The sequence below is a fragment of the Lentzea roselyniae genome (assembly GCF_039537795.1).
GTDB classification, from domain to species: domain Bacteria; phylum Actinomycetota; class Actinomycetes; order Mycobacteriales; family Pseudonocardiaceae; genus Lentzea; species Lentzea atacamensis.
Genome location: NZ_BAABBE010000009.1, coordinates 203,494 through 224,649 on the forward strand (window position 1 = coordinate 203,494; position 21,156 = coordinate 224,649).

Sequence of the window (21,156 nt, forward strand, 5' to 3'; positions counted from 1 at the left end):
GTTCTCAGCTGTGACCGCCGGCCTTCACGGCGTCGTCCTGCGTGGTTCCGAACGCCGGAACGCAGGGGTTGGCCCGGCGGTCACCACACCGTCCCGCACCTGTTCCAACCGGCAGCGGAACGGTCGCAGCATGGCGGGTGCCTCGGTCAGCCGGTAACCGGGCACCTGCTCCGGGTTCTTGGCGATCCCCGCGAGCGTCTCGGCCACGTACTCCAGGTGGCTGCGCGTGTAGACGCGTCGCGGGATCGCCAGGCGCACCAGCTCGAACGGCGCGGGCGTGATCAGCTCGCCGGACTCGTCGATCTCCCCGAGGTAGAGCGAACCCAGTTCGGCACAACGGATTCCGCCCGCGAGGTAGAGCTCCGACGCGAGCGCGTGACCGGTGAACCGGTGCGGCGGGATGTGCGGCAGCAGCCTGCCCGCGTTGAGGTAGACGGCGTGCACGCCCGTCGGCGTCACACTGTCCACACCGGCCTCACGGGCGCACTCGGCGAGGTAGGCGGTGGCGTCCGCGCGCTCCCGCAGGTACAGCGGGTCGGTGACCTCCATCAGGCCCTGCGCGCACATGTCGAGGTCACGGCCGGAAAGCCCGCCGTAGGTGCGGAACCCCTCGGTGGCGATCAGCAGGAGTTCGCACCGCTTGGCGAGCTCCTCGTCGTTCAGCCCGAGCAACCCTCCGATGTGGACGATGCCGTCCTTCTTCAGGCTGGCAACGCATCCGTCGGCCAGCCGGAACGCGAGCTTCGCGACGTCGCGCGGGCTGTGGCCGCGGTACTTCTCCTCCCGCTGCGTCACCAGCCACGCGTTCTCGGCGAACCGGGCCGCGTCGAGGATGAACGGCACCCCGTGGCGGCGGCACAACGCGCTCGCCGCCTGGATGTTCGCCATCGACACCGGCTGGCCGCCACCGCCGTTGTTGGTGATCGTCATGAGCACCAGACCGACGTCGTCCGGTCCGCTCAACGCCGCTTCGAGCGCGACGAGGTCGATGTCGCCCTTGAACGGTTCGTCGCTGTCGAGGTCCGCGGCCAGCGGGCACGGGAGGTCCCGCACCACTCCGCCCGCCAGCTCCACGTTCGCGCGCGTCGTGTCGAAGTGCGTGTTGCTGATGGAGATCTGACCGGGCTTCAGCAGCGCGTTGAACAGGATCCGTTCCGCGGCCCGGCCCTGGTGGACCGGGAAGATGTACCGGTAGCCGGTCAGCTCCTCCGCCACGTCGCGGAACCGGGAGAACGAGCGGGCACCCGCGTACGTCTCGTCGCCGCGCATGCCAGCCGCCTGCTGCTCCGCCGACAGCGCGCCGGTGCCGGAGTCGCTCAGCAGGTCGATCGTCACGTCGTCCGCGGTGAGGTTGAACTGGTTGTACCCGCCCTCGGCGTACCGGCGTTCCCGGTAGTCGCGGGTCGTGATGGGGATGGGCTCGACGACCTTGATCCGGTACGGCTCCACGGTCTTGCCCTTTCTAGTGCCGCGGCACGAAATTTGCCGGGTTGTTCGGTGGTCAGACGGGTGGATCGTGGTGCCGCCCACGCGTCCTCATACTGGATGTACGGGGGCGCGGGGGCGGTGCCGCGAGGCGCCCTGCTGAGCGCCGAACAACCCGCCAAGGGTTCGTGTCGCGGCGCTAGAGCGACATTGCTTTGGTGCGGGGTGGTGTTACGTCGTATGCCTCGGACGACAGGTAGACCGTGACTCCTGGGCGAGGGCGGCCCAGGCGCAGCGACACGTGGGCGATCAGCCCGACGCCGTCGGCGAGCGGGCGGCGGACCATGCTCGCCAGCGCCATGACGAACGGCGCGGTGTCCATGCCGCACCTGGCCATGATCGCGAGAACGCGCTCACACGCTTCCAGGTCGTCCTGCACGTAGTCCCGCACGGGGATGTAGAGCGAGTAGCCGCTCGGCCGGTCGACGTCGCCGGACAGGAAGGTGTAGCTGGACATCAGCGGGCGCCGGTCGAACGGTCCCGTGCCGCCACCGGCCAGCGCGACGACGTCCGCCAGGAGCTCGGGATCCACGTCGGGGGCCGCGGCGGCCGCGCGCACCACGTCCGGGATCTCGGCGGCGTCGTGCGACACGTAGGTCTTCACCCTCGCGCGGTCCGCCTCCGTCAGGTCGAGGGCGAAGAACGAGAACCGGTCGAGGCCTTCACGTTGCAGCGCGTGGCCGGCGACCGTCGGGTGGGCTGCGCCGAGGCCGAGCCGCCGCAGTGCCTCGCTGACAAGGGAGGTCGCGCTCTCACGGCCACGCACCTCCGGGTTGAGGTAGACCTTGATCGCGGGTGCCGCGTCCCTGTTGACGATCAGCGAGTACCAGAACGAGAACGCTCCCTGCGGATCGTCCGGGAGGAACAGGTCGCGCACCTGGTCCAGCCGCCGGCGGTCCAGCCGGTGCTGGGCCGTCAGCCGGTCGAGCACGCCGAGCGCCGCGGCGAGGTTCGCGGCCGGGCCCGGCTGCTCGGCGAGCGACTCGACGATCATGCGGACCGCGGGTGGCTCGTTCTGGGCCAAAGCCACCGAGAATTCGATCGGGGTGTGGTCGTCGGCGACGAAAGACGGCCAATGGGGGACCGCCGTGAGCGGCCTCAGGCAGCCGGGGCCCATTGCCTCAGCCAGCAGTTTCGTCGATCTTTCCGAGGACTCTGCTAATCCGACCGCGCGCAGAAGGGTCTGGAGTTGTGCAACGGCGAAATCGCGTATTGAGACATCTGGCACGCTCAAGACAGGGGTCTCCTGATCGGCCGGGGAATCAGGGCGGGGTGCAATCCGGTCGGGGTGGAATCGCGGGGTGAATTCTCTCAAGCAGCTACATGGCCAGGTCAAGGGCCGGAGGGGTTGCGTGCGACACTCTGAGCTGTGATCAAGGTTGCACTGCACGGCCTATTGACTGTCATCGAATTCGATGATGGGTGAGGCATTCCGGGGGATGTGAATGATGACGCAAAGTGCGGAATTGCGCGAGTAGCCGGAAGTGTGATAAGTCGGACTGTTGCATCTTCAACGAAGACTTATTGTGACCTTCTGGGCCTCGTGGTGGTGCGATTGGAATCACGGCGCGAACCTGTGTGGTCCTCAATTTCCGGCTGTGTTCCCGGTGACCGTACCGTGCCCGGCTCTCGCCGGCGTGACGCGCTGTGCGCGCGGTTGACGGCTCGCGGCAGGGTGTGGCAACGTCGTTCACGTGATCTTCTGACACCCGCACCGACACGTGCCTGCGGCCCGCGCTGGTTGAGCGCTGTGTGCCCGGCGTGTTCTCCGTTTCCGATCTTCCTTCGGCGGTGGGTGGCTCATGACGAACATTCCTTTCCGCATGCCGTGATCTGGTGAAGTCGTACGGCCTGGACGGACGTGCCGGGTCGGATTCGGACTGTCTGAGGTGGACATCGAGCGGGCCGGAGATGGCCCTGCAAGCCGGTCGCGCCGGCTGAAACCTCTGATACGCCAAGAGAAAGGCCGAGGGAAATGTTCCACAGCGAAACGCACGGCGCCCTGTCCCTTCTCTTCACCCGCGTTCGGAGGCTTCCATGTCAGGTCAGCTCACAATCCGGTCGGTCAGCAAGACCTTCGCCCACCGCCGCGTGCTCGACGTCGTCTCGCTGACGGTCCGAGCCGGCGAAAAGGTCGGTGTAGTAGGAGAGAACGGTTCCGGCAAGTCGACGCTGCTGCGGCTGATCGCCGGGCAGGAGACGCCGGACGACGGCGAGATCACCGTGGTCGCAGAAGGCGGTGCCGGGCACCTCGGACAGGTGCTCGCACTGCCGGACGACGCCACGGTGGGTGACGCCGTCGACGCCGCGCTCGTCGAGATCCGCGTGCTGGAGCAGCGGATCAAGGCCGCGGAGCAGGAGCTCGGCACGGCCGGTTCCGCGGAGCTGGCGGCGTACGGCGAGCTGCTCACCGCGTTCGAGCTGCGGGCCGGCTACTCGGCCGACGCCAGGGTCGAGGCCGCCATGTCCGAGCTCGGCATCGGCGATCTCGGCTCGGCACGGCGGCTCGGCACGCTGTCCGGTGGGCAGCGGGCCCGGCTGGCGCTCGCCGGAGTGCTGTCGGCGCAACCGGAACTGCTCCTGCTCGACGAGCCCACGAACCACCTCGACCACCAGGCGCTGGCCTGGCTGGAAGGACGGTTGCGGGCACACCGCGGCACCCTTGTCGTGGTGACGCACGACCGTCTGCTGCTGGATCGGGTGGTCACCGCGATCGTCGAGGTCGATGGCGACCGTCGCACGATCTCCCGCTACGGCAACGGTCGTGCCGGCTACCTCGCCGAGAAGCGGGCGGCCAGGCAGCGCTGGGAACAGGCGTACGCGGAGTGGGCCGGCGAGATCGTGCGCTGGACCGAGTGGCGCGGCACGACGGCGTACCGCGTCGCGCCCGGCCGGGCGATCAAGGACCACAACAAGTGCAAGTACAACGGCGACGGGCGGCGCGTGCAGGCGTCGATCTCGACGCGGGTGCGCAGCGCGTCGGAACGGCTGGAGCGGCTCCTGGCCGATCCAGTGCCGAAACCGCCGGATCCGTTGCACCTCAACGCACCGTTCGACGCGGCGGTGCGGGAGGGCCCGGTGCTCGAACTGGCGGGCGTCCGCGTCGGCGACCGGCTGCGCGTGGACGAGCTCGTCGTGGCCGCGGGCCGGCGGCTGCTCGTGACCGGTCCGAACGGGGCGGGCAAGTCGACGTTGCTCGACGTGCTGGCGGGGACGCTCCAGCCGGAGCGCGGCACCGTCACGCGGCACGGCGTCGTCGGCTACCTGCCGCAGGAAACCGTGGTGCGGCACCCGCGCCGGACGGTGCTCGCGGCGTTCGCCTCCGGCAGGCCGGGGACGCCGGAGGGCCACGCCGAGCAGCTGGCATCGCTGGGACTGTTCCGCGAGGCGGACTTCGTGACTCCGGTCGGAGCGTTGTCGATCGGGCAGCGGCGACGGCTGGCGCTCGCGCGGTTGCTGCGGCAGGAGTCGGACGTCCTGCTGCTGGACGAACCGGCGAACCACCTGTCGCTCGCGCTGGTGGAGGAGCTCGAAGCCGCGCTCGCCGGTTACCCCGGCGCCGTGGTCGTGGTGTCGCACGACCGGTTGCTGCGGGAGCGGTGGCAGGGCGAGGAGCTGGCGCTGAACGACGGTCGGGTGTTGCTCGCGACAGCGTGAGCAAAGCCGGTGAATGCCTCACCGGCTGGGGCTGCGCATCGCGAACGCCGTCACGAGCTGATCCGGCCGGGCGGCACGGCGATCGGCCGGACGGGGTAGCGCGAGTCCGAGGGTGTCCGAGTCCGTCCGACTCGGCTTCCGTTCCCGGTCGCGGCAGGACAGCGTGTGCGGCGTTCTGTTGATCAACTGGGAGGAGCGGACCATGAAGCGTTTCGCACAGCTGGCCGGTGAGAAGCTCGTCGGACTGGTGCTGCCGAAGGTCGATGCCGGTGCCTGCGTGCCGGAGCACGGGCAGTGTTGCAAGCGGGGCTACCGCTTCAACTGCAACGGCATCTGCTCGTCGGTGAGCAGCAGCTGCAGGTGACGCGTTGAGCCGGGGTGCCGGTGGGTCTCCCGCCGGCACCCCTCACTCGCTGGGGAGGCCTGAAGTGCTCGACCTGTTCGCTCGCGTGCTGCTCGCCGCTGTCTTCCTCGCGGCGTTCGCCGGCAAAGTCCGCACCCGGCAGGGGTTCGCCGAGTTCCGCGACTCGATCGGCGCACTGGCGCCGTGGTTGCCCGCACAGCCGGTCGCCATCGCGGTTCTCGCCGGCGAGGCAGCTGCCGTCGTGCTGCTCGCGGTTCCCGGAACGGGACTCGGCTACGCACTCGCCACCGGGTTGCTGGCGGCGTTCTGCGGCGGGATCGTCCTCGCCATCCGCAGCAGGAAAGCCGTGCGCTGCAAGTGTTTCGGCGCGGGCGGCGACGTGCTCGGGCCCAAGCACCTCGTGCGCAACGGACTGCTGATCGCTGTTGCTGTCACCGGCGCGTTCGTGACGCCGCCGGCATCCTGGGAGGAACCGATGACCCTGCTCACGATCGCCGTCGTCCTGCTCGCCGTCGTGGTCGCGGTGCACGTGCTGTTCACGTACGGGCTGGTGGCCAGGGTCCGCGAGCTGCAGGAGCGGTCAGGGCCGCCGCGCAACCAGAACCTGCCGCAGCCCGGCCTGGTGATCCGGCCGTTCTCGGTCACCGGCACCGACGGCGCGCTGTTCACCGAGGCCGACCTCGACGGACCGGTGCAGGTCGGGTTCTTCTCGGTCGGCTGCGGGCCGTGCCGTTCCCTCACCGACGCGCTGCTGGCCGAGCCGCCCGCCGCCCGGTTCGTGTCCGTTGTGGACGGCGACCCGACCGATCCCGAAGCCACCCGGCGGCTCGTGGAGAAGGTCAGTGCGCTGGGGCGGGTCGCGGTCATCGGCACGGATGACCCGGTGCTGTCGGCGTTCGAGGTCATGGCGTTCCCGACGCTGGTGTACACGCACGGCGGCGTGGTGACCGCGTCCGGCATCAAACTCGACGACTTCGCCGGTGTGCCGGCGCCGGTGGCATGATCAGGAACGCCGTCGCGGCTCTCGCGCTGCCGTTCCGGGCCACGCCGCTGGTCGCCACCACCACGCTCGCGCTCACGGTGGTCGCGGGTGCGGCACCGGCGAGCGGGGCGTGGTTGACGATGCTGCTGGTCGACGAGCTCACCTCGGGCACGGCGAGTGCCGGCAGGGCGGCGTTCCTCGCGGTCACCTCCGCCCTCGTCGGCGGGTTCGCGATCGCGTTGCTCTACCTCGGCGGGCACCTCGGAGAAGTGGTGCAGCAACGGGTCGCACTGACCGTGGAGAGCAGGCTGTTCCAGCGGGTCGCAACGCTGCGGGGACTGCGGCAGATCGAGGATCCCGCGTTCCACGACCGGTTGCGGCTCGCCGAGCAGGCGGCGCAGGAGGCACCCGGCACGATCTCGCAGTTCACCCAGGAGCTCGTCAGGTCGCTCGTGTTGCTGGTGAGCTTCGCCGGTGCGTTGCTGGTGGTGTGGCCGCCGATGACGTTGCTGCTGCTGGCTTCGGTGGTGACGGCGGTGTTCGCGAGGCTGGCGACCGCACGGCGTGAGGCGGCCACGGAGGAAGCGTGGGTGGCGACCGACCGGCGGCGGCTCTTCTACCGTGCGTTGCTCACGGATGTGCGTGCGGCCAAGGAGATCCGGCTGTTCGGGCTCGGAGAGTTGTTGCACACCAGGATGGTCGGCTCGCTCGCGACGGTGTCGGGTGCGCGGCTGGCGGCGGCACGGCGGGGAACGCTGGTGCAGAGCGGTCTGGCGCTGCTCGGGGCTGTCGTGGCCGGGGCGGGCACGGTCGTCGTGGCGGTGAACGTGGTGTCCGGCCGGTCGTCGGTCGGCGATCTCGTGCTGTTCCTCGGTGCGGTCGCGGGAGTGCAGACCGGACTGTCCGGTGTGGTGCTGCAGCTCGGCGAGGCGGGCCGCGCGGTCAAGCTCTTCGGGCACTACCTCGACGTCGTTGGCACACGTGACGACCTGCCCGCGGGAACCGGTGTGCCGGCAGAGGCGACGATCGAGCTGCGGGACGTCTGGTTCCGCTATGCCGAGGACGGCCCGTGGGTGCTGCGCGGGGTCGACCTCACGATCCCTGCCGGCGCGGCCGTCGGACTGGTCGGTGTGAACGGCGCGGGCAAGAGCACGCTCGTGAAGCTGTTGTGCCGGTTCTACGACCCGCAGCGGGGCACGATCACGTGGGGCGGCGTGGATCTCCGCGAGCTGGACGTCGAGGAACTGCGCAGGCGGATCGGCGTGGTGTTCCAGGAGTTCATGGCCTATGACCTGACCGCGGCGGAGAACATCGGCATCGGCCAGGCAGACGCACTCGGTGATCGGGCGCGGATCGTCGCGGCGGCCGAGGTGGCGAGGATCGCGGACACGCTGCAGGCACTGCCCAACGGGTACGACACGGTGTTGTCCAGGACCCATGCGGATGAGGAGCGCACCGGCGTGACGTTGTCCGGCGGGCAGTGGCAACGGGTGGCGCTGGCGCGGTGCCTGATGCGCCGCGACGCCGAGTTGATGATCCTCGACGAGCCGACGTCCGGCCTGGACGCGGAAGGCGAGCACCGGGTGCACGACACGGTCAGGCGGCACGCGGAGGGGCGGACCAGGTTGCTGATCTCGCACCGGATGGCGGCACTGCGCGGCGCGGATCTCATCGTCACCTTGGTGGGCGGGCGGATCGTCGAGCAGGGCAGCCACGACGAGCTGATGGACGCGGACGGCGAGTATGCGCGGCTGTTCCGGCTGCAGGCTGACGGGTACCAGGATGCGAGGGCCGGCTGATGTGGATCAGGGTGACGGTGCGGGGCAACAGCATGTCGCCGACGTTGTCCGACGGGCAGAAACTCGTGGCGCGCAGGCTCCTGTGGAGGAGCCCGCGCCGCCGCGAGGTGATCGTGTTCCGCGTCCCCGACCCCGAGCTGCCGCACCGGATCAAGCGCGTCGCGGCCGTCGCTGGTGACGCCGTGCCGGACTGGCTCGCGGCCACGCTGCCCGGCACCTCGCACGTGCCGGCCGGTTTCGTGGCCGTGTCAGGCGACAACCCGCGGTCGCAGGACTCCCGTCAGCTGGGCCTGGTCGACTGCCGCGACATCGTCGGCACCGTTCGTGGTGCGTGATCGAGCCGCTGCCACCTCGCCCGCTGGCAGGCGGCGACCCAGCGCTGCCGCCAGCTCGTCGCGTCCCCGCCACACGCCTGCGCGATCGCCAGCACCGTGTCGAGCTTGGGAAAACGGCGCCCGGTCAACGCGTCGTGCAACGTGCTGCGGGCACAACCGGTGCGGCGTGCCAGCTCGCGATAGGACAGGCCGACCAGCAGCCGCAGCTCGTCCAGGTCGACGCCCAGTTCCGCCCTACCCCCTGTGGTCATTCAGTCTCCCGTGTCGTCGGTCCTCCGTCCCTCTCCTCTTCAGCCCACTGCATGGTTACCTGAGCTCGATCGAGTTCGCCACTGTGCTCTGAACGGCCGCTGCTCGCCGCCGCCACCAGGCTGATCATCACTAGTCCGAAGCTCGCGAGGCCGAGTGCCAGGATGATTCCGCCGTGCAGCACAACGGCCAGCGCGAGGCCGCCGCGGCGCACGGCCGAGTTGCCGAACACGCAGACCACGATCGCGGATTCGAGCAGGATCGTGCCCCACGTGATAGCGGGTGTGAGAACGCCTGAATCGAGGAACGGCACGAGTTCCGGGGCGGCTCCGAAATACGCGTCCTGAAGAACGAAGTGCATGGCGCTGCCGTCGCGCCATTCCGGTTCGACGAGTTTGAGCCACACCGCCTGCCCGTAGACGATGACCACCTGCAAGCGAATCACCAGATGGGCGGTATAGGAGGTTCCTATCCACCACGCGGGCAATGGCGTCGCCGGGCGTCTCCAATGCCAGATCCGATCATCACCGAGGCACAGCGGGATGAGCAGCAGGGTGAGGATCCTGGCCACGTTCTCACCGCCGTTGGGCACGTGGATCGCGACGGCGAGGCTGAAAGTGACGTACCAGTGCGGAATGCAGGTCCAGCGGGGCCGATAGCCCGAGATCACGAGCGCCAGCACGGCGATTGTTACTACCCGGAAAATTGTCAGCGCAACCGGAGAGGAACTAACGCACCACAGCGAAAGGGTGCGCAGACCGTCGCACCGGGGTCCCGTTGGGCCGTTCGGTACAGCGGGGAAGAGATCGGCGTCGGACGTGAACACGAGGACGCTGAGTTCGGCGAGCGCGACCAGCGATCGGGCGGCGCCGAGGGTGATCGTCCGCGGCTCGAACGCCAGCGCGCGGGCTACCGGGGTGCGCACTGGAGGTCCGCGACCGCGACGCGCACGACGCGCCTGGCCGGCCTGTCCCCGTCAGGGCGCTCCGCCGTGAACACGGTCGGTCCGCAGGGCACTTCTGGAGAAAAGTAGCTGTTCAGACGTGCTCGAGGAGCACTGGTGATGGCGGCGGCGCAGTCCGAGACCGTCGCCGCCGCGCAGTCCTGCCAGTGCCCGGCCGGCAGTTCGTCCACCGTGGCGAGCAGCCGGACCAGGTCGGCGTACGACCCGCGGTCCAGGCCACGCAGGTGGTCCCGGTCACCCGCGGTCCGGGTGATCGGGACGAACGTGCCGGTGGGCTCGTCGTGGTGGTACGCGACGATGAACTCGCGGCCCGCCGCGTCGGTGAAGAGCTGCATGCCCTGCGGCCAGAACAGCCGGAGCGTGTCCCGCTGGGCGCTGACCCGGTGCCCGACGACGTCGGCGGGCAACTGGGCGGCGGTGGCAGCGAGAAAAATCATTCCGAGTGCGGCACCGGTGAAGGCCATGCCTTTCGCGGCACGTGCCCCGGCGTCCATTTCGGTGGGCATCGGACCGGCTGCCCGGAACGATCAGCAGCCCGTTGTGCAGGGCCCGAGGATCGCCTGGGTTTTGGTCACCGATTCCGTCGGTCCGGTGTCCGAAGCCGCACTGACAATCGTTACTGCAGCAAGTGCCACGGCAGCCAGAAGTGCGCCGAAAAAGCCTGCCCGTCTCATTTTCTTGATCCCCTCCACGTGCGACGAGGAACCTCCCTCCCTCGTCACTGCGGAGGGGAATATCGCAGCGTCTGTCCAGTTCGTCAACCTGGTAACGCGCCGTGCGCGAACGGCTCCCGAGAGTGATTCGACAGTTCTGAATCGGTACAGCAACCATGTTGTATCTCAGGCGCGCACGGCGACTCCTAAAGGTGATATCTGATGGCACTGCAGTATCGACGGCTCCACCAGAAGCAGTCCCGAGTGGAAAGTTCCGGCCGATGGAATATCGCATTTTGGGCCCGCTGGAACTGCGGTCCGCGGGCCGCTCCGTCGCGCTCGGAGGCGAGCGTCAGCAGAAGCTGCTGGCGCTGTTGCTGCTCGGCCACGGCTCGGTCGTGACGTTCGACCGCCTGATCGACGAGCTGTGGGAGGACCCGCCGCAGACCGCGCGCCGTCAGGTGTGCAACGCCGCCGCTGCGGTGCGCCGAGTCGTGTCGCACCACGGCGGCGACCTGATCACGAGCACCCACGGCTATCGGCTGGAACTGCAGGACGCGACGCTCGACGCGGATGTGTTCCGGTCCCACGTGGCCGGCGCGGAAGCCGCCGTGTCCCAAGGAAAACCGGCTCAGGCCGTGGCGCTGCTGCAGAACGCGCTCGACCTGTGGCGGGGCCCGGTGCTGGCCGGCCTGGGCTCGGCCTCCATCGACGCGGCCTGCTCCGGCCTGGGCGAACAGCGTTTGCAGGCCGTGGAACGGCTGGCCGAACTGCGCCTCGACCTGGGTGAGGTCACCTCGCTGCTGGGGCACCTCGCGGTTCAGGTGGCCGAACACCCGCTGCGGGAGTCGTTGCGCGCCACGCTGATGCGCGCTTTGCGGAAGGCGGGCCGCCGCGGCGACGCGCTGACCATCTTCGAGGAGGGCCGTCAGGCGCTGGCCGAGGAGCTGGGCACCGATCCCGGCCCCGAGCTCCAGCGCCTGCACGCCGAACTGCTGACCGACTCGCCGGTCGTCACCTCGCGAAGATCGTCGCTGCCGATCGACATCCCGGACTTCACCGGTCGCGAGTCCGAAGTAGACAGACTGGTGGACGCGATCGGCACACGGGCGATCGTGACCATCGAGGGAATGGGTGGCATCGGCAAGACGGCGCTGGCCGTGCACGTCGCCCACCGCCTGGCCGGCCGCTTCCCGGACGGTCACTGCTACGTCGATCTCCGCGGCTTCACCGCGGGCACCACGCCGATGACGACCGGCGCCGCGCTGGACCAGCTGCTGCGCCAGATCGGCGTGCCACCGGAGAACATCCCCGCCGACCCGGCCGCCCGCCGCGACCTGTGGCTGGCCGAGGTGTCCGCCCGGCGTGTGCTGGTGGTGCTGGACAACGCGGCCGACGCGATCCAGGTCCGCCCGCTGCTGCCCGGCGCCTCCAGCTCGGTGGTGATCATCGCCAGCCGCTGCCACCTGATGTCGATCGAGGGCGCCATCCCCGTCCCGTTGGACGTCCTGCCCGCCGACGACGCGGCGGCGCTGTTCCGCCGCATCGCGGGACCCGCTCGTGCCGACGCCGAACCGGACGCCGTCGCCGACGTGGTCTCGTTGTGCGGCAGGCTTCCGCTGGCGATCCGCATCGCCGCGTCCCGTTTCTGCCGCAGGCCCAGCTGGACCGTGGCGCACCTCGTCGGCCAGCTGCGGGACCGCCAGCGCCGCACCCGCGCCTTCACCGCGAACGACCTGAGTGTCGCCGGTGTGCTCGCCCTGTCCTACCACCACCTCACCGCCGACCGCCAAGAGCTGTTCCGCCTGCTGTCCCTGGTGCCCGGCGCCGACTTCGACGCCTGCGCCGCGGCCGCGCTCGCCGCAGTGCCGGAGGACGACGCCCAGGACGTCCTGGAGGAACTGGTCGAGTGCAACCTGCTGATGCAACGCGCCGCCGACCGCTACTGCCTGCACGACCTGGTCCGCGACTGCGCCCGTGACCTCGCGGACGCCGCGCACGCACCGTCCGAACTGGACACCGCACGGCACCGCCTGTTCGACTACTACCTGCATCTGGCGGACGTCCGCGGCCGCCGCAGCATGCCGGGCAGGCGCGGGTTCGAGCCGGACGTGAAGTGGCTGCCGGAATCCGTGCCCGTGTCGGCCTCCGAGGAGGACGACATCCGCCAGCTGCGGGCGGAGTACAAGAACATGGTGGCGGTGGCGGACTACGCCAGCGCGCACGGATGGCACGTGCACGCCTGGCAGCTGCCGTGCCTGCTCCTGCCTTTCCTGACCCGTGTCGGCCTGCGGTCCGGTGTGCTCGAGCTGTCGCGCAACGCACTGGCGGCGGCTCAGGCCCTGGGCGACCGGCGCGGGGTGTCGATGGCGCTGACGAACATCGCGTTCGCGTTGCGCGAGGCCGGACGCAACAGCGAGGTGCTGGAGGTCCTGGACCAGGCCATCACGATCAGCCGTGAGCTCGGCGACCTGCCCGCCGCGGTCGGTGGGCTGCGCGACCTGGGCGCGTCGCAGGTGCAGGCGGGCATGCTGGGCGCGGCGGCCGCCAGTTTCACCGAGGCGGTGGCGTTGGCCCGGTCCATCGGCGACCAGCGGGCCGAGGTGAACTCGCTCATCGACCTGGGGTACGTCGACTGCAACCTCGGGCGGTACGAGGCGGCGGCCGGCCGGTTCCACGACGCGCTCGCGATGCACCAGCGCGACGGCTACACCGGCGGCGAGGTCGTGGTGCTGATCAACCTGGGGTGGCTCGCGCAGCTGCGCGGCAGGGAGGCGGAGGCGGTCGAGGCGCTGGAACGGGCGGTGCGGCTCAGCCGGGAGATCGGAATGATCCGCGGCGAGGGCATTTCCCTGGCCTGGCTCGGGGTGACGTATCGGCGGGTCGGTCGTCTCGCGGACGCGCTGCAGGTGGGTCTGGAAGCCCTGGAGTCCGCGCGCCGCATGGATCTGCGGGAGCCGGAAGGCGACGCGTTGAACGGCCTCGCCGAGACCTACCTGGCCGCCGGGCGGCTGCGTGAAGCCGAGGCGATGCTGTGGGCCGCCGAGGAACTGGCGCTCGCCGGTGCGTTGCCGATGGTGCGGGCGCGGGCACACGAGGGACTGGCTCACGCCGCTGCCCTGCGCGGCGACCAGGAGTGGGCTCGTACGCACTGGGAACGGGCTGTCGAGCTGTACCCGGCCGGTGCGGTGGACGCGGAGAACCCTCGCGCGCATCTGGCTGACGCCGATGCGACCTGCATGCGGTGCGTCTGCGGCACCAGCACTCAACGCGTGGCACTCGCCTCAGCAGGCTGACCACCAGCAAGATCTTCCGCGCCTGGCTCCGATGGCGTCTGCAAGTACCACCAGCCCAACATCAACACGCTCTTTTCTACTGCCAACAGGGGTCGTCACGATCAAGAGTTGGTGGTACTTGCAGACGTCTCTGGCAGGCGGCTGCTGGTCAGCGCGCCGGAACATCCGTGCATCGGTCGTCGATGCGGGACGGATGCACGGTGTTGGTGCACTCGTCCCGACGCCGGATTCCGCCCCGGCGCACGGCGAGGAAGTGGTGCCAGAAGATGTCGCAGCCCGCGTTACCGGCCCGGCTCGTGGACAGGCCCGCGCTGACCGCGAGGCTCGACGCCGCTGCAGGCCACAAGGTCGTCGTCGTGAAGGCCGGACCGGGCTGGGGGAAGACGACCTCGGTCGCCGCGTGGGCGGCGACCCGGCGGGCGTGCTGGCTGAGTGCGGGGGACACCTCGCTGGACCGGTTGTCGCGCGGGCTGTTGCGCGCGTTGCGGCAGCGGTTGCCGAGGTTGCCGGTGGAGCTGATCACCTCGCAGGCCGATGCGGTCGCGGACCTGGTGTGCGGGCTGCTGGACGTCCACCTCGACGAGCCTCTGGTGCTGGTGGTCGACGACGCCGGCGCGCTGGACGGCGACGGTGCGCGGTTGATCGAGGCGTTGTGCCTGCGCAGCCCCGAGTTGTTCAGCCTGGTGCTGCTGACCCGCGGCGAGCTCGGCTTCGCGCTGCCCGCGGACCTCTGCGAGCTCGACTCGCGGGAGCTCGCGTTCACCGGGGAGGAGGTCGCCGCGCTCGTCGGCGCGGACGCGGCCGGGGTCGTGCGGGCGCGCACCGCCGGGTGGCCCGCTGCCGTGACGCTGTACCGGGAAGCGCTGAGCAGCGGATGCGCGGTGCCGCAGGAGGATGGTGGCGATGTGCTCGTGCGGCTGGCCGCGTCGGTGCTCGCCGGCGAGCCAGAGCCGGTCAGGGAGCTGTTGCGCGCCATCGCGTTGCTGGGGCGGGTGAGCATCGCGCTGTGCGTCGCGCTCGGGTTCACCGATGCCCGCGAGACGCTGCCGGAGCTGACCCGGCGGGGGTTGCTGAGCGGCGACCGTCCTGAGTGGAGTGTGCTGGAGCCGATCGGTGAGTTGCTGCGGCGCGACACCGGCGGCGAGGAGGTCCGGCACCGGGCGGCGGTCTTCTGCGAACGGACCGGCGCGCACGCGGAAGCACTGCGGCACCTCGTCGAGGCGAAGAGGTGGGACCTGGTCGCGCAGCTCCTCCTGCGCAGGGACGAGCAGATCGTCGCGGCGGGCGGTGCGGACGCGGTGCTCGAAGCGCTGGAGCACCTGGAGATCGACGACCAGCGGCTGCACCTGGTCCAGGGCTTCGCCCGGCAGCACAAGGGGGATTGGCTCGGGGCGCTGCACAGCTACGAGCAGGCGAGCGGGAAGGTGCTGCGACCGTGCCTGGCGTGGCGGATGGGGCAGCTGCACGCCCTCACCGGGCAGCCGGAGCGGGCCGTCGACCTGTTCGAGCGCACGGTGTTCGACGACGTCGCGTCACTGGACGAGGTGCGGCTGCTGTCGCTCGCGGTGCGGTGGTTCCGCGAGACCGGCAGGCACGCGGAGGCGCGGAAGCTGGCCGGGCGGTGTGAGCTGGCGGCACGGCGCTGTGGCGGGCACGCCGCGAAGGCCTGGAGCAGCAAGGCCTTCGGGTTCCTCGCCGCGCACGACGGTGACCGGGTCGCGTTCGAGATGCACTACGGCCAGGCGGCGGACGGCGCCCGGCGGTCCGGCAACCGGATGCTGGAGCTGACGATCCGCACCGAACGGGCGTGGTTCCTGGCGGCGGAGACCAGCCCGGCCGACGCGCTCGCCGAGCTCGGCGAGGTCGTGGTTCTCGGCAGGCAGGCGGGACTCGTCGAGCCGGACTGCCACCACACCAGGGCGCTCGCCAACACCAGGCTCGGCCGGTTCGACGCTGCCCTCACCGATGCCGACAAGGCGGGCTGGGGTGTCAAGGGCCTGGTGATCAGGGCGGAGGTGCACCGCAGGCGCGGCGAACCCGGTCAGGCCCAGGCGTTCCTCGACGAGGCGCTGGCCATCCCCGGCGCGGATCCGTTGCGGATCCTCGCGAAGGCGACGCTGGCGAGAGTCCTGGCGAGCGAGAACCCCGCAACCGCGCGCGAACTCGCCGACGAGGCCGTGGCCGACGCGGAGAACCTGCGGATGTGGCAGGTGCCGGCGTTGCTCGCGCGTGGCTGGGTCGCCCTGCTCGCCGGTGATCGCGAGCGGGCGCGCGAGGACGCGGCCGCCGCTCGGGCGCTGGCGGGGCGCCGGGGCGACCGGGCAGGGCTCGCCGACGCGTTGCAGCTGGCGGCGGGCACGTCGGAGAAGCCGGCGGTCGCGCTGCTCGCCGAGGCCGCGATGGTGTGGCAGGCGGCGGGAGACGAGGTCGGTGCCCTGACGGCGAAACTCGCGTCGGCCCGGCTGACCGGCGTGGACGTCCCGAGGTTCGAGGACGAGCTGCGCGGGCACGGCGTGCGCACCGACGTGCCGATGGCCGACGTGCTCGGCACGGGGTTGCCCCGCACCGCGCGGATCGCCGTCAGGACGCTCGGCGGGTTCCAGGTGCTGCGCGACGGCGTTCCGGTGCCGGGCGCACTGTGGCAGTCGAAGAAGGCGCGCGACCTGCTGAAGATCCTGGCGGCGAACCGTGGCCGGCCCGTGCCCCGGCCGCAGCTCGTCGACCTGCTGTGGCCGGACGACCTCTCCGACCGCACGGCGAACCGGTTGTCGGTGCTGCTGTCCACGCTCAGGAACGTGCTGTCGGTGTCCGCGGACGCCGAGCCGCTGGTCGCCACCCGCGACACGGTCGCCTTGGACCTGTCCCTCGTGGACCTGGACGTCGCCGCTTTCTTCACCACGGCGAACGCCGCGCTGGTGGCGCACCGGCGCAACGACCCGGCCGCGCACCGGTTGCTGATCGACGCGGACGAGCTGTACCTCGGTGAGTTCCTGGCCGAGGAACCCTATGAGCAGTGGGCCATCCAGGCGCGCGAGGAAGTTCGCGGCAGACACACCGCCGTGCTGCGGGCGTTGGCACAGGTACCCGACCCCGAACAGCAGGTCGGTTACCTGACGAGGTTGCTGGAGCTCGACCCGTACGACGAGAGCGCCCACGTGCGGCTGGTGAAGGCGTTGCGGGCGGCGGGCCGGCACGGCGAGGCGCGCCGCAGGTACGAGGTCTATCTCGGGCAGATGAACGAGATCGGCGTCCGGCCCACCGAACCGGACCTGTTCGGCAGACCTGTTCTTCAGGTCTCCTGAGGGAAGTCCCTGGCACACCACGGGGCCACCTGAGCGGATCACCGTCCGCAAAGGTGGCCCTTTTTGGCGTTCCAGCAGGTCAAAGCCGCCGTAAGAGTTCCATCAGGTTTCCGGAAGGGTGCGCTAAGGGCCGCTTCGTAGCTTCTCGTGGACGACGGAACACGGGGGGTGTGACGGGTGGGAAGCAGCTGGCTGATCTGTCCTCGGCCGAGGCCTGACGCGGCACTGCGGGTGGTGTGCGTGCCCTACGCGGGCGGCGGCGCGTCGGCCTTCTGGGACTGGGCGGATCTGCTGGGCAGCAGCGTTGAGCTGTGGTGCGCGGTGCTGCCGGGACGGGAACGCAGGTTCGCCGAGATCGCCGAGACCGAGGCGGCGCGGATCGCGGAACCGCTGGCGGAGGCCGTTCGCGAGGAGATCCGGACGCCGCTGGTGTTGTTCGGCCACAGCATGGGCGGGCTGATCGCGTTCGACGTGGCACGCAGGCTGGGCGGTCTCGTCGAGCACCTCTTCGTGTCCGCGACCAGGGCGCCGCACCTGACGTCCGGCGACGAGCCGCACCTGCTCGATGACGACGGCCTGCTCGACTGGATGACCAGGCTCGGTGGCGTGCCCGCGGACCTGCTGGCGCACAGGGAGATGCTCGCCCTGCTCCTGCCGACGCTGCGCGCCGACCTGACCGTGTGCGCCCGTTACCGCGGCACCGAAGACGTGATCGACGTGCCCATCACCGCGTTCGCCGGCACCGGTGACCCGATCGCGAGCGAGGCCGAGGTCGCCGCCTGGGAGCGCCACACCACCGCCGGCTTCGACCTCGTGGTCCGGCCCGGCGGCCACTTCTACCTCAAAGACGATCCGGCGGCGGTGACGAGCGTCCTGTGCGCGGCCGCCAAGGAAGGTGTGCAGTGAGCCACGAGCAACCCTTTGTCGGCAAGCACCCCGCGACTCGCGGCCAGCAGCAGATCTGGTTCTCAGACCAGCTGGCGCCGGGCGCCACGTTCAACACGGTCCCGGTGCACGTGGAGATCACCGGCGCGCTGGACACCGGCGCGCTCACCGCCGCGCTGATGGCGGTCGTGCACCGGCACGAGCCGCTGCGCACGACGTACCGGCTCGACGGCACCGAACTCGTAGCGGTGGTCGCCCCTGACCCACAGGTGACGATCAATGCCTGGGACCTCCGTGAGCTTCTGCCCGCTGAACGCACTGCGCGCGCCGAAGCGCTGGTGGCCAATGAACTCGCGCGCCCCATCGACATTTCCAGCGGCGCGCCGTTGCGAGCGGTGTTGCTGCGCCTGGACGACGACAGCCACCAGCTCGTCCTGCTGGTGCACCACATCGCGGTCGACGGCGCGTCGGTCGCGGTGATCCAGGAGGAGCTCGTGCGCTCCTACGCCGGTCAGGTGGCGTTGCCGCAGCCCGGGGTCCGGTACCGCGACGTCGCCCTGCTGAGCGGTGATGCCGACGTCGAACACTGGTGCGCGGAGCTCGCGGATCTGCCGGAACCCCTGGAACTGCCCAACATCCGCACCCGGCCCGCACAGCCGGACTTCGCCGCCGAGGTGCTGCCGCTGGTCGTGCCCGAGGAACTGGCGAACGCCGTCCGGAAGACCGCGAGCACGCACCGCTCGTCGTCGTTCATGGTGCTGCTGACCGCGTTCTCCGTGCTGCTGCACAGGTTGACGGGCTCGTCGGACATCGTGGTCGGCTCGCCGTCCGCCGGACGTGAACACGCCGACACGCACGACCTGGTCGGCTACTTCGTCAACATGCTCGCGCTGCGTGTGCGGCTCGGCTGGGACCCGACCTGCGCCGAGGCGATGGACCTCGTGCGCGACACCGTCCTGGACGCGCTCGACCACCGCGAAGCGCCGTTCCACCAGATCGTGGAAGCGCTGGGGGAGAAGGGCGACGTGGACCGGCACCCGGTCTTCCAGGTCGTTTTCGCGTCCCCGCCGCCGCTCGCCGGGCCGCTGGCCGCGGGTGGCTGCGTGTTCACGTTCACCCAGGGCACCAGCAACCAGTGCCTGTACGACCTCGAACTGCAGCTGCCGGACTCTGGCAGCGGCGAGCTGCGCGGCTGGGCCAAGTTCCGCACCGCGCTCTACCAGCGTGCCGACATCGTCGACCTGACCGAGCGCTTCACCACCGTGCTGGAGCAGCTGACCAGCACGCCGGACGCACGCCTGTCCAACCTGTCGCTGCTCTCCGCCGACGAGACCCTGCGGATCGTCCGCGACCTCAACGCGAACGCGACCGCGTACCCGGCGGACGCGACGCTGGTCGAGCTGTTCGAGCAGACCGCGGACCGGTTCTCCGAAGACATCGCAGTCGAGTTCGGCTCGGTCAGCCTCACCTACGCGGAGCTCGACCAGCGCGCCAACCGGCTGGCCGCGCACCTCGGCGCTCTGGGCGTGGGCGTGGGGACTCCGGTCGGAATTCTGCTGGAACGAGGCGTGGACTGGATCGTCGCCGCGATCGCCGTGCTCAAGGCGGGTGGCGCGTACCTGCCGCTCGACCCGGAGTACCCGATCGAACGCCTGCAGGCGTTGTGCGCCGACGCTTCCGCCGCTGTCGTGGTCGCCGGCCGGCCCGCGGACCTGGGGGTCGAGCTGGTCGACCTCTCCGCGACGGTGCTGACCTGTCCGGCGGATCGTCCACAGCGGACGGTCGAGCCGGACGACCTCGCCTACGTCATGTACACGTCCGGCTCGACCGGGATGCCGAAGGGCGTCTGCGTCAGTCACCGCAACGTGGTCCGGCTGGTCCGTGACACCAACTACGTCGAGTTCGCTCCCGGTGACCGGGTCGCGCAGGCGTCGACGACGACGTTCGACGCGGCGACGTTCGAGATCTGGGGTGCGTTGCTCAACGGCGCCCGGCTGGTCGGCCTGCCGAAGGACATCGCGCTGGACCCCGCGGCGCTGGGGGAGTGGTTGCGCGCCAACTCGATCGACACGCTGTTCCTGACCACGTCGGTCGCGATGCACGTGGCTCGTGAACTGCCTGCCGCGCTGTCCTCGTTGCGGTACTTCGTCTTCGGCGGCGAACAGCCGGACGAGCACGCGGTCGCCACGCTCGTCGCGCATCCCGGCGGTCCCGAGCACGTCGTGAACGGCTACGGGCCGACCGAGACCACGACCTTCGCTTCGAGTCACTCCTGCGATCGGTCCGAGGGCCGGATCCCGCTGGGCCGCGCGCTCAGCAACACCCAGCTGTACGTGCTGGACCAGTACCTGGAGCCGGTGCCGCCGATGGTCGCGGGCGAGCTGTGCATCGGTGGTGACGGCGTCGGCCGCGGCTACGTGGGCAATCCCGCGCTGACGGCGGAACGGTTCGTGCCCGATCACGTCGGTGGCAGGCCGGGTGCGCGGCTGTACCGGACCGGTGACCTCGCCCGGCTGCTGCCGGACGGGACGTTCGAGTACCTGGGCAGGGCCGACCGGCAGGTGAAGATCCGCGGGTTCCGGATCGAACCGGGCGAGGTCGAGGCGTGCCTGCACTCGTCGGGTCTGGTGCGCCAGGCGGTCGTCGTGCCGCGCGAGGACGCCGCCGGTGACGTCAGCCTGGTCGGTTACGTCGTGCTGGAACAGCAGGGCGACGAGCAGCTCGACGAGCTGATGCGGCACGTGCGGGACGCGTTGCCCGCGTACCTGGTGCCGTCCGCGCTGGTGCCGATGGAGACGTTGCCGTTGACCCGCAACGGAAAGCTCGACCTGCGCGCGTTGCCGGACCCGGAGATCGCGGCCGAGGAACCCGACGAGCCGCAGACGGTGACCGAGGTCGCCGTGGCGGACCTGTGGCGGCAGGTCCTCGGCGCGGAGTCGGTCGGCAGGGACGCGAACTTCTTCGATCTCGGCGGCCATTCGCTGAAGGCGGCCAGGATCCTCTCGCGCATCGAGAGCGAGCTGGGTGTCCGGCTGCCGATGCGGTCGCTGTTCGACCACCCGACCGTCGCCGGCATCGCGACCGAGGTCGACAGGTTGCGTGACACCACACCCGTATCCGTTGGCGCGATCCGGGCAGAGGCCAGGTCCTCGCTCTCCGTCGCCGACCTGCTCGATCTGTGAGAG

The 21,156-nt window shown here is 70.3% G+C and carries 14 protein-coding genes; 9 read left to right on the plus strand and 5 right to left on the minus strand.

All coding sequences use genetic code 11. The annotated features are described in order from the left end of the window. Window positions 1–24 precede the first annotated feature (24 nt). A complete protein-coding gene (locus ABFX45_RS18450; RefSeq protein ID WP_346131346.1) occupies window positions 25–1,449 on the minus strand; it encodes a tryptophanase in 1,425 nt (474 codons plus the stop codon). A gap of 175 nt (window positions 1,450–1,624) precedes the next feature. After that, entirely contained in the window at window positions 1,625–2,713 is a 1,089-nt protein-coding gene (locus tag ABFX45_RS18455; RefSeq protein ID WP_428834164.1) for a tryptophan dimethylallyltransferase family protein, read from the minus strand. Window positions 2,714–3,522: 809 nt separating this feature from the next. Here ABFX45_RS18455 and ABFX45_RS18460 point away from each other — a divergent pair. The 5 genes from ABFX45_RS18460 (at window position 3,523) to ABFX45_RS18480 (ending at window position 8,622) form a co-directional block, all read left to right on the plus strand. Continuing rightward, entirely contained in the window at window positions 3,523–5,142 is a 1,620-nt protein-coding gene (locus ABFX45_RS18460) for an ABC-F family ATP-binding cassette domain-containing protein (RefSeq protein ID WP_346131350.1), read from the plus strand. Between the two features lie 202 nt (window positions 5,143–5,344). Next, window positions 5,345–5,506, plus strand: a complete 162-nt coding sequence (locus ABFX45_RS18465; RefSeq protein WP_170155060.1) for a hypothetical protein — start codon at window positions 5,345–5,347, stop codon at window positions 5,504–5,506. Between the two features lie 64 nt (window positions 5,507–5,570). Next, on the plus strand, window positions 5,571–6,509 hold the full coding sequence (locus ABFX45_RS18470) for a TlpA family protein disulfide reductase (protein ID WP_346131353.1): 939 nt from the start codon (window positions 5,571–5,573) through the stop codon (window positions 6,507–6,509). Continuing rightward, window positions 6,506–8,287 carry an ABC transporter ATP-binding protein gene (locus ABFX45_RS18475; RefSeq protein ID WP_346131354.1) on the plus strand — a complete coding sequence of 594 codons (1,782 nt, stop codon included), beginning with the start codon at window positions 6,506–6,508 and terminating at the stop codon, window positions 8,285–8,287. Before ABFX45_RS18470 ends, ABFX45_RS18475 begins: the two co-directional genes overlap by 4 nt. Continuing rightward, on the plus strand, window positions 8,287–8,622 hold the full coding sequence (locus tag ABFX45_RS18480; RefSeq protein WP_109638471.1) for a S26 family signal peptidase: 336 nt from the start codon (window positions 8,287–8,289) through the stop codon (window positions 8,620–8,622). The genes ABFX45_RS18475 and ABFX45_RS18480 overlap by 1 nt, the downstream gene beginning before the upstream one ends. Here the strand turns inward: ABFX45_RS18480 and ABFX45_RS18485 are convergent. From ABFX45_RS18485 to ABFX45_RS18495, 3 genes are read right to left on the minus strand one after another with little or no spacing between them, the layout of a single operon-like run. After that, window positions 8,568–8,873: a helix-turn-helix domain-containing protein gene (locus tag ABFX45_RS18485; protein ID WP_109638472.1), complete on the minus strand. Its 306-nt coding sequence runs from the start codon at window positions 8,871–8,873 to the stop codon at window positions 8,568–8,570. The two genes, ABFX45_RS18480 and ABFX45_RS18485, sit on opposite strands and share 55 nt — an antisense overlap. Beyond that, on the minus strand, window positions 8,870–9,796 hold the full coding sequence (locus ABFX45_RS18490; protein ID WP_346131357.1) for a sporulation-delaying protein SdpB family protein: 927 nt from the start codon (window positions 9,794–9,796) through the stop codon (window positions 8,870–8,872). The genes ABFX45_RS18485 and ABFX45_RS18490 overlap by 4 nt, the downstream gene beginning before the upstream one ends. Continuing rightward, entirely contained in the window at window positions 9,781–10,341 is a 561-nt protein-coding gene (locus tag ABFX45_RS18495; RefSeq protein ID WP_146771815.1) for a hypothetical protein, read from the minus strand. The genes ABFX45_RS18490 and ABFX45_RS18495 overlap by 16 nt, the downstream gene beginning before the upstream one ends. Before the next feature lie 428 nt (window positions 10,342–10,769). On the opposite strand from ABFX45_RS18495, the gene ABFX45_RS18500 reads away from it, so the two are divergent. The 4 genes from ABFX45_RS18500 to ABFX45_RS18515 all read left to right on the plus strand — a co-directional run bounded on the left by ABFX45_RS18500 (window position 10,770) and on the right by ABFX45_RS18515 (window position 21,153). Then, window positions 10,770–13,784 (plus strand): AfsR/SARP family transcriptional regulator, encoded by a 3,015-nt coding sequence (locus ABFX45_RS18500; protein ID WP_346131360.1) that lies wholly within the window; start codon window positions 10,770–10,772, stop codon window positions 13,782–13,784. 266 nt (window positions 13,785–14,050) lie between these two features. Further along, entirely contained in the window at window positions 14,051–17,086 is a 3,036-nt protein-coding gene (locus tag ABFX45_RS18505; RefSeq protein ID WP_346131362.1) for an AfsR/SARP family transcriptional regulator, read from the plus strand. Window positions 17,087–17,263: 177 nt separating this feature from the next. After that, window positions 17,264–17,992, plus strand: a complete 729-nt coding sequence (locus ABFX45_RS18510; protein WP_346131364.1) for a thioesterase II family protein — start codon at window positions 17,264–17,266, stop codon at window positions 17,990–17,992. Next, on the plus strand, window positions 17,989–21,153 hold the full coding sequence (locus ABFX45_RS18515) for a non-ribosomal peptide synthetase (protein WP_346131366.1): 3,165 nt from the start codon (window positions 17,989–17,991) through the stop codon (window positions 21,151–21,153). Before ABFX45_RS18510 ends, ABFX45_RS18515 begins: the two co-directional genes overlap by 4 nt. The last annotated feature ends 3 nt before the right edge of the window (window positions 21,154–21,156 follow it).

What these genes read in the sequence shown, in the direction of transcription:
- ABFX45_RS18480 (WP_109638471.1), top strand. Translation starts at nt 8,287, where the DNA reads ATGTGGATCAGGGTGACGGTGCGGGGCAACAGCATGTCGCCGACGTTG.
- ABFX45_RS18485 (WP_109638472.1), bottom strand. Translation starts at nt 8,873, where the DNA reads ATGACCACAGGGGGTAGGGCGGAACTGGGCGTCGACCTGGACGAGCTG.
- ABFX45_RS18495 (WP_146771815.1), bottom strand. Translation starts at nt 10,341, where the DNA reads ATGCCCACCGAAATGGACGCCGGGGCACGTGCCGCGAAAGGCATGGCC.
- ABFX45_RS18460 (WP_346131350.1), top strand. Translation starts at nt 3,523, where the DNA reads ATGTCAGGTCAGCTCACAATCCGGTCGGTCAGCAAGACCTTCGCCCAC.
- ABFX45_RS18465 (WP_170155060.1), top strand. Translation starts at nt 5,345, where the DNA reads ATGAAGCGTTTCGCACAGCTGGCCGGTGAGAAGCTCGTCGGACTGGTG.
- ABFX45_RS18475 (WP_346131354.1), top strand. Translation starts at nt 6,506, where the DNA reads ATGATCAGGAACGCCGTCGCGGCTCTCGCGCTGCCGTTCCGGGCCACG.
- ABFX45_RS18500 (WP_346131360.1), top strand. Translation starts at nt 10,770, where the DNA reads ATGGAATATCGCATTTTGGGCCCGCTGGAACTGCGGTCCGCGGGCCGC.
- ABFX45_RS18505 (WP_346131362.1), top strand. Translation starts at nt 14,051, where the DNA reads ATGTCGCAGCCCGCGTTACCGGCCCGGCTCGTGGACAGGCCCGCGCTG.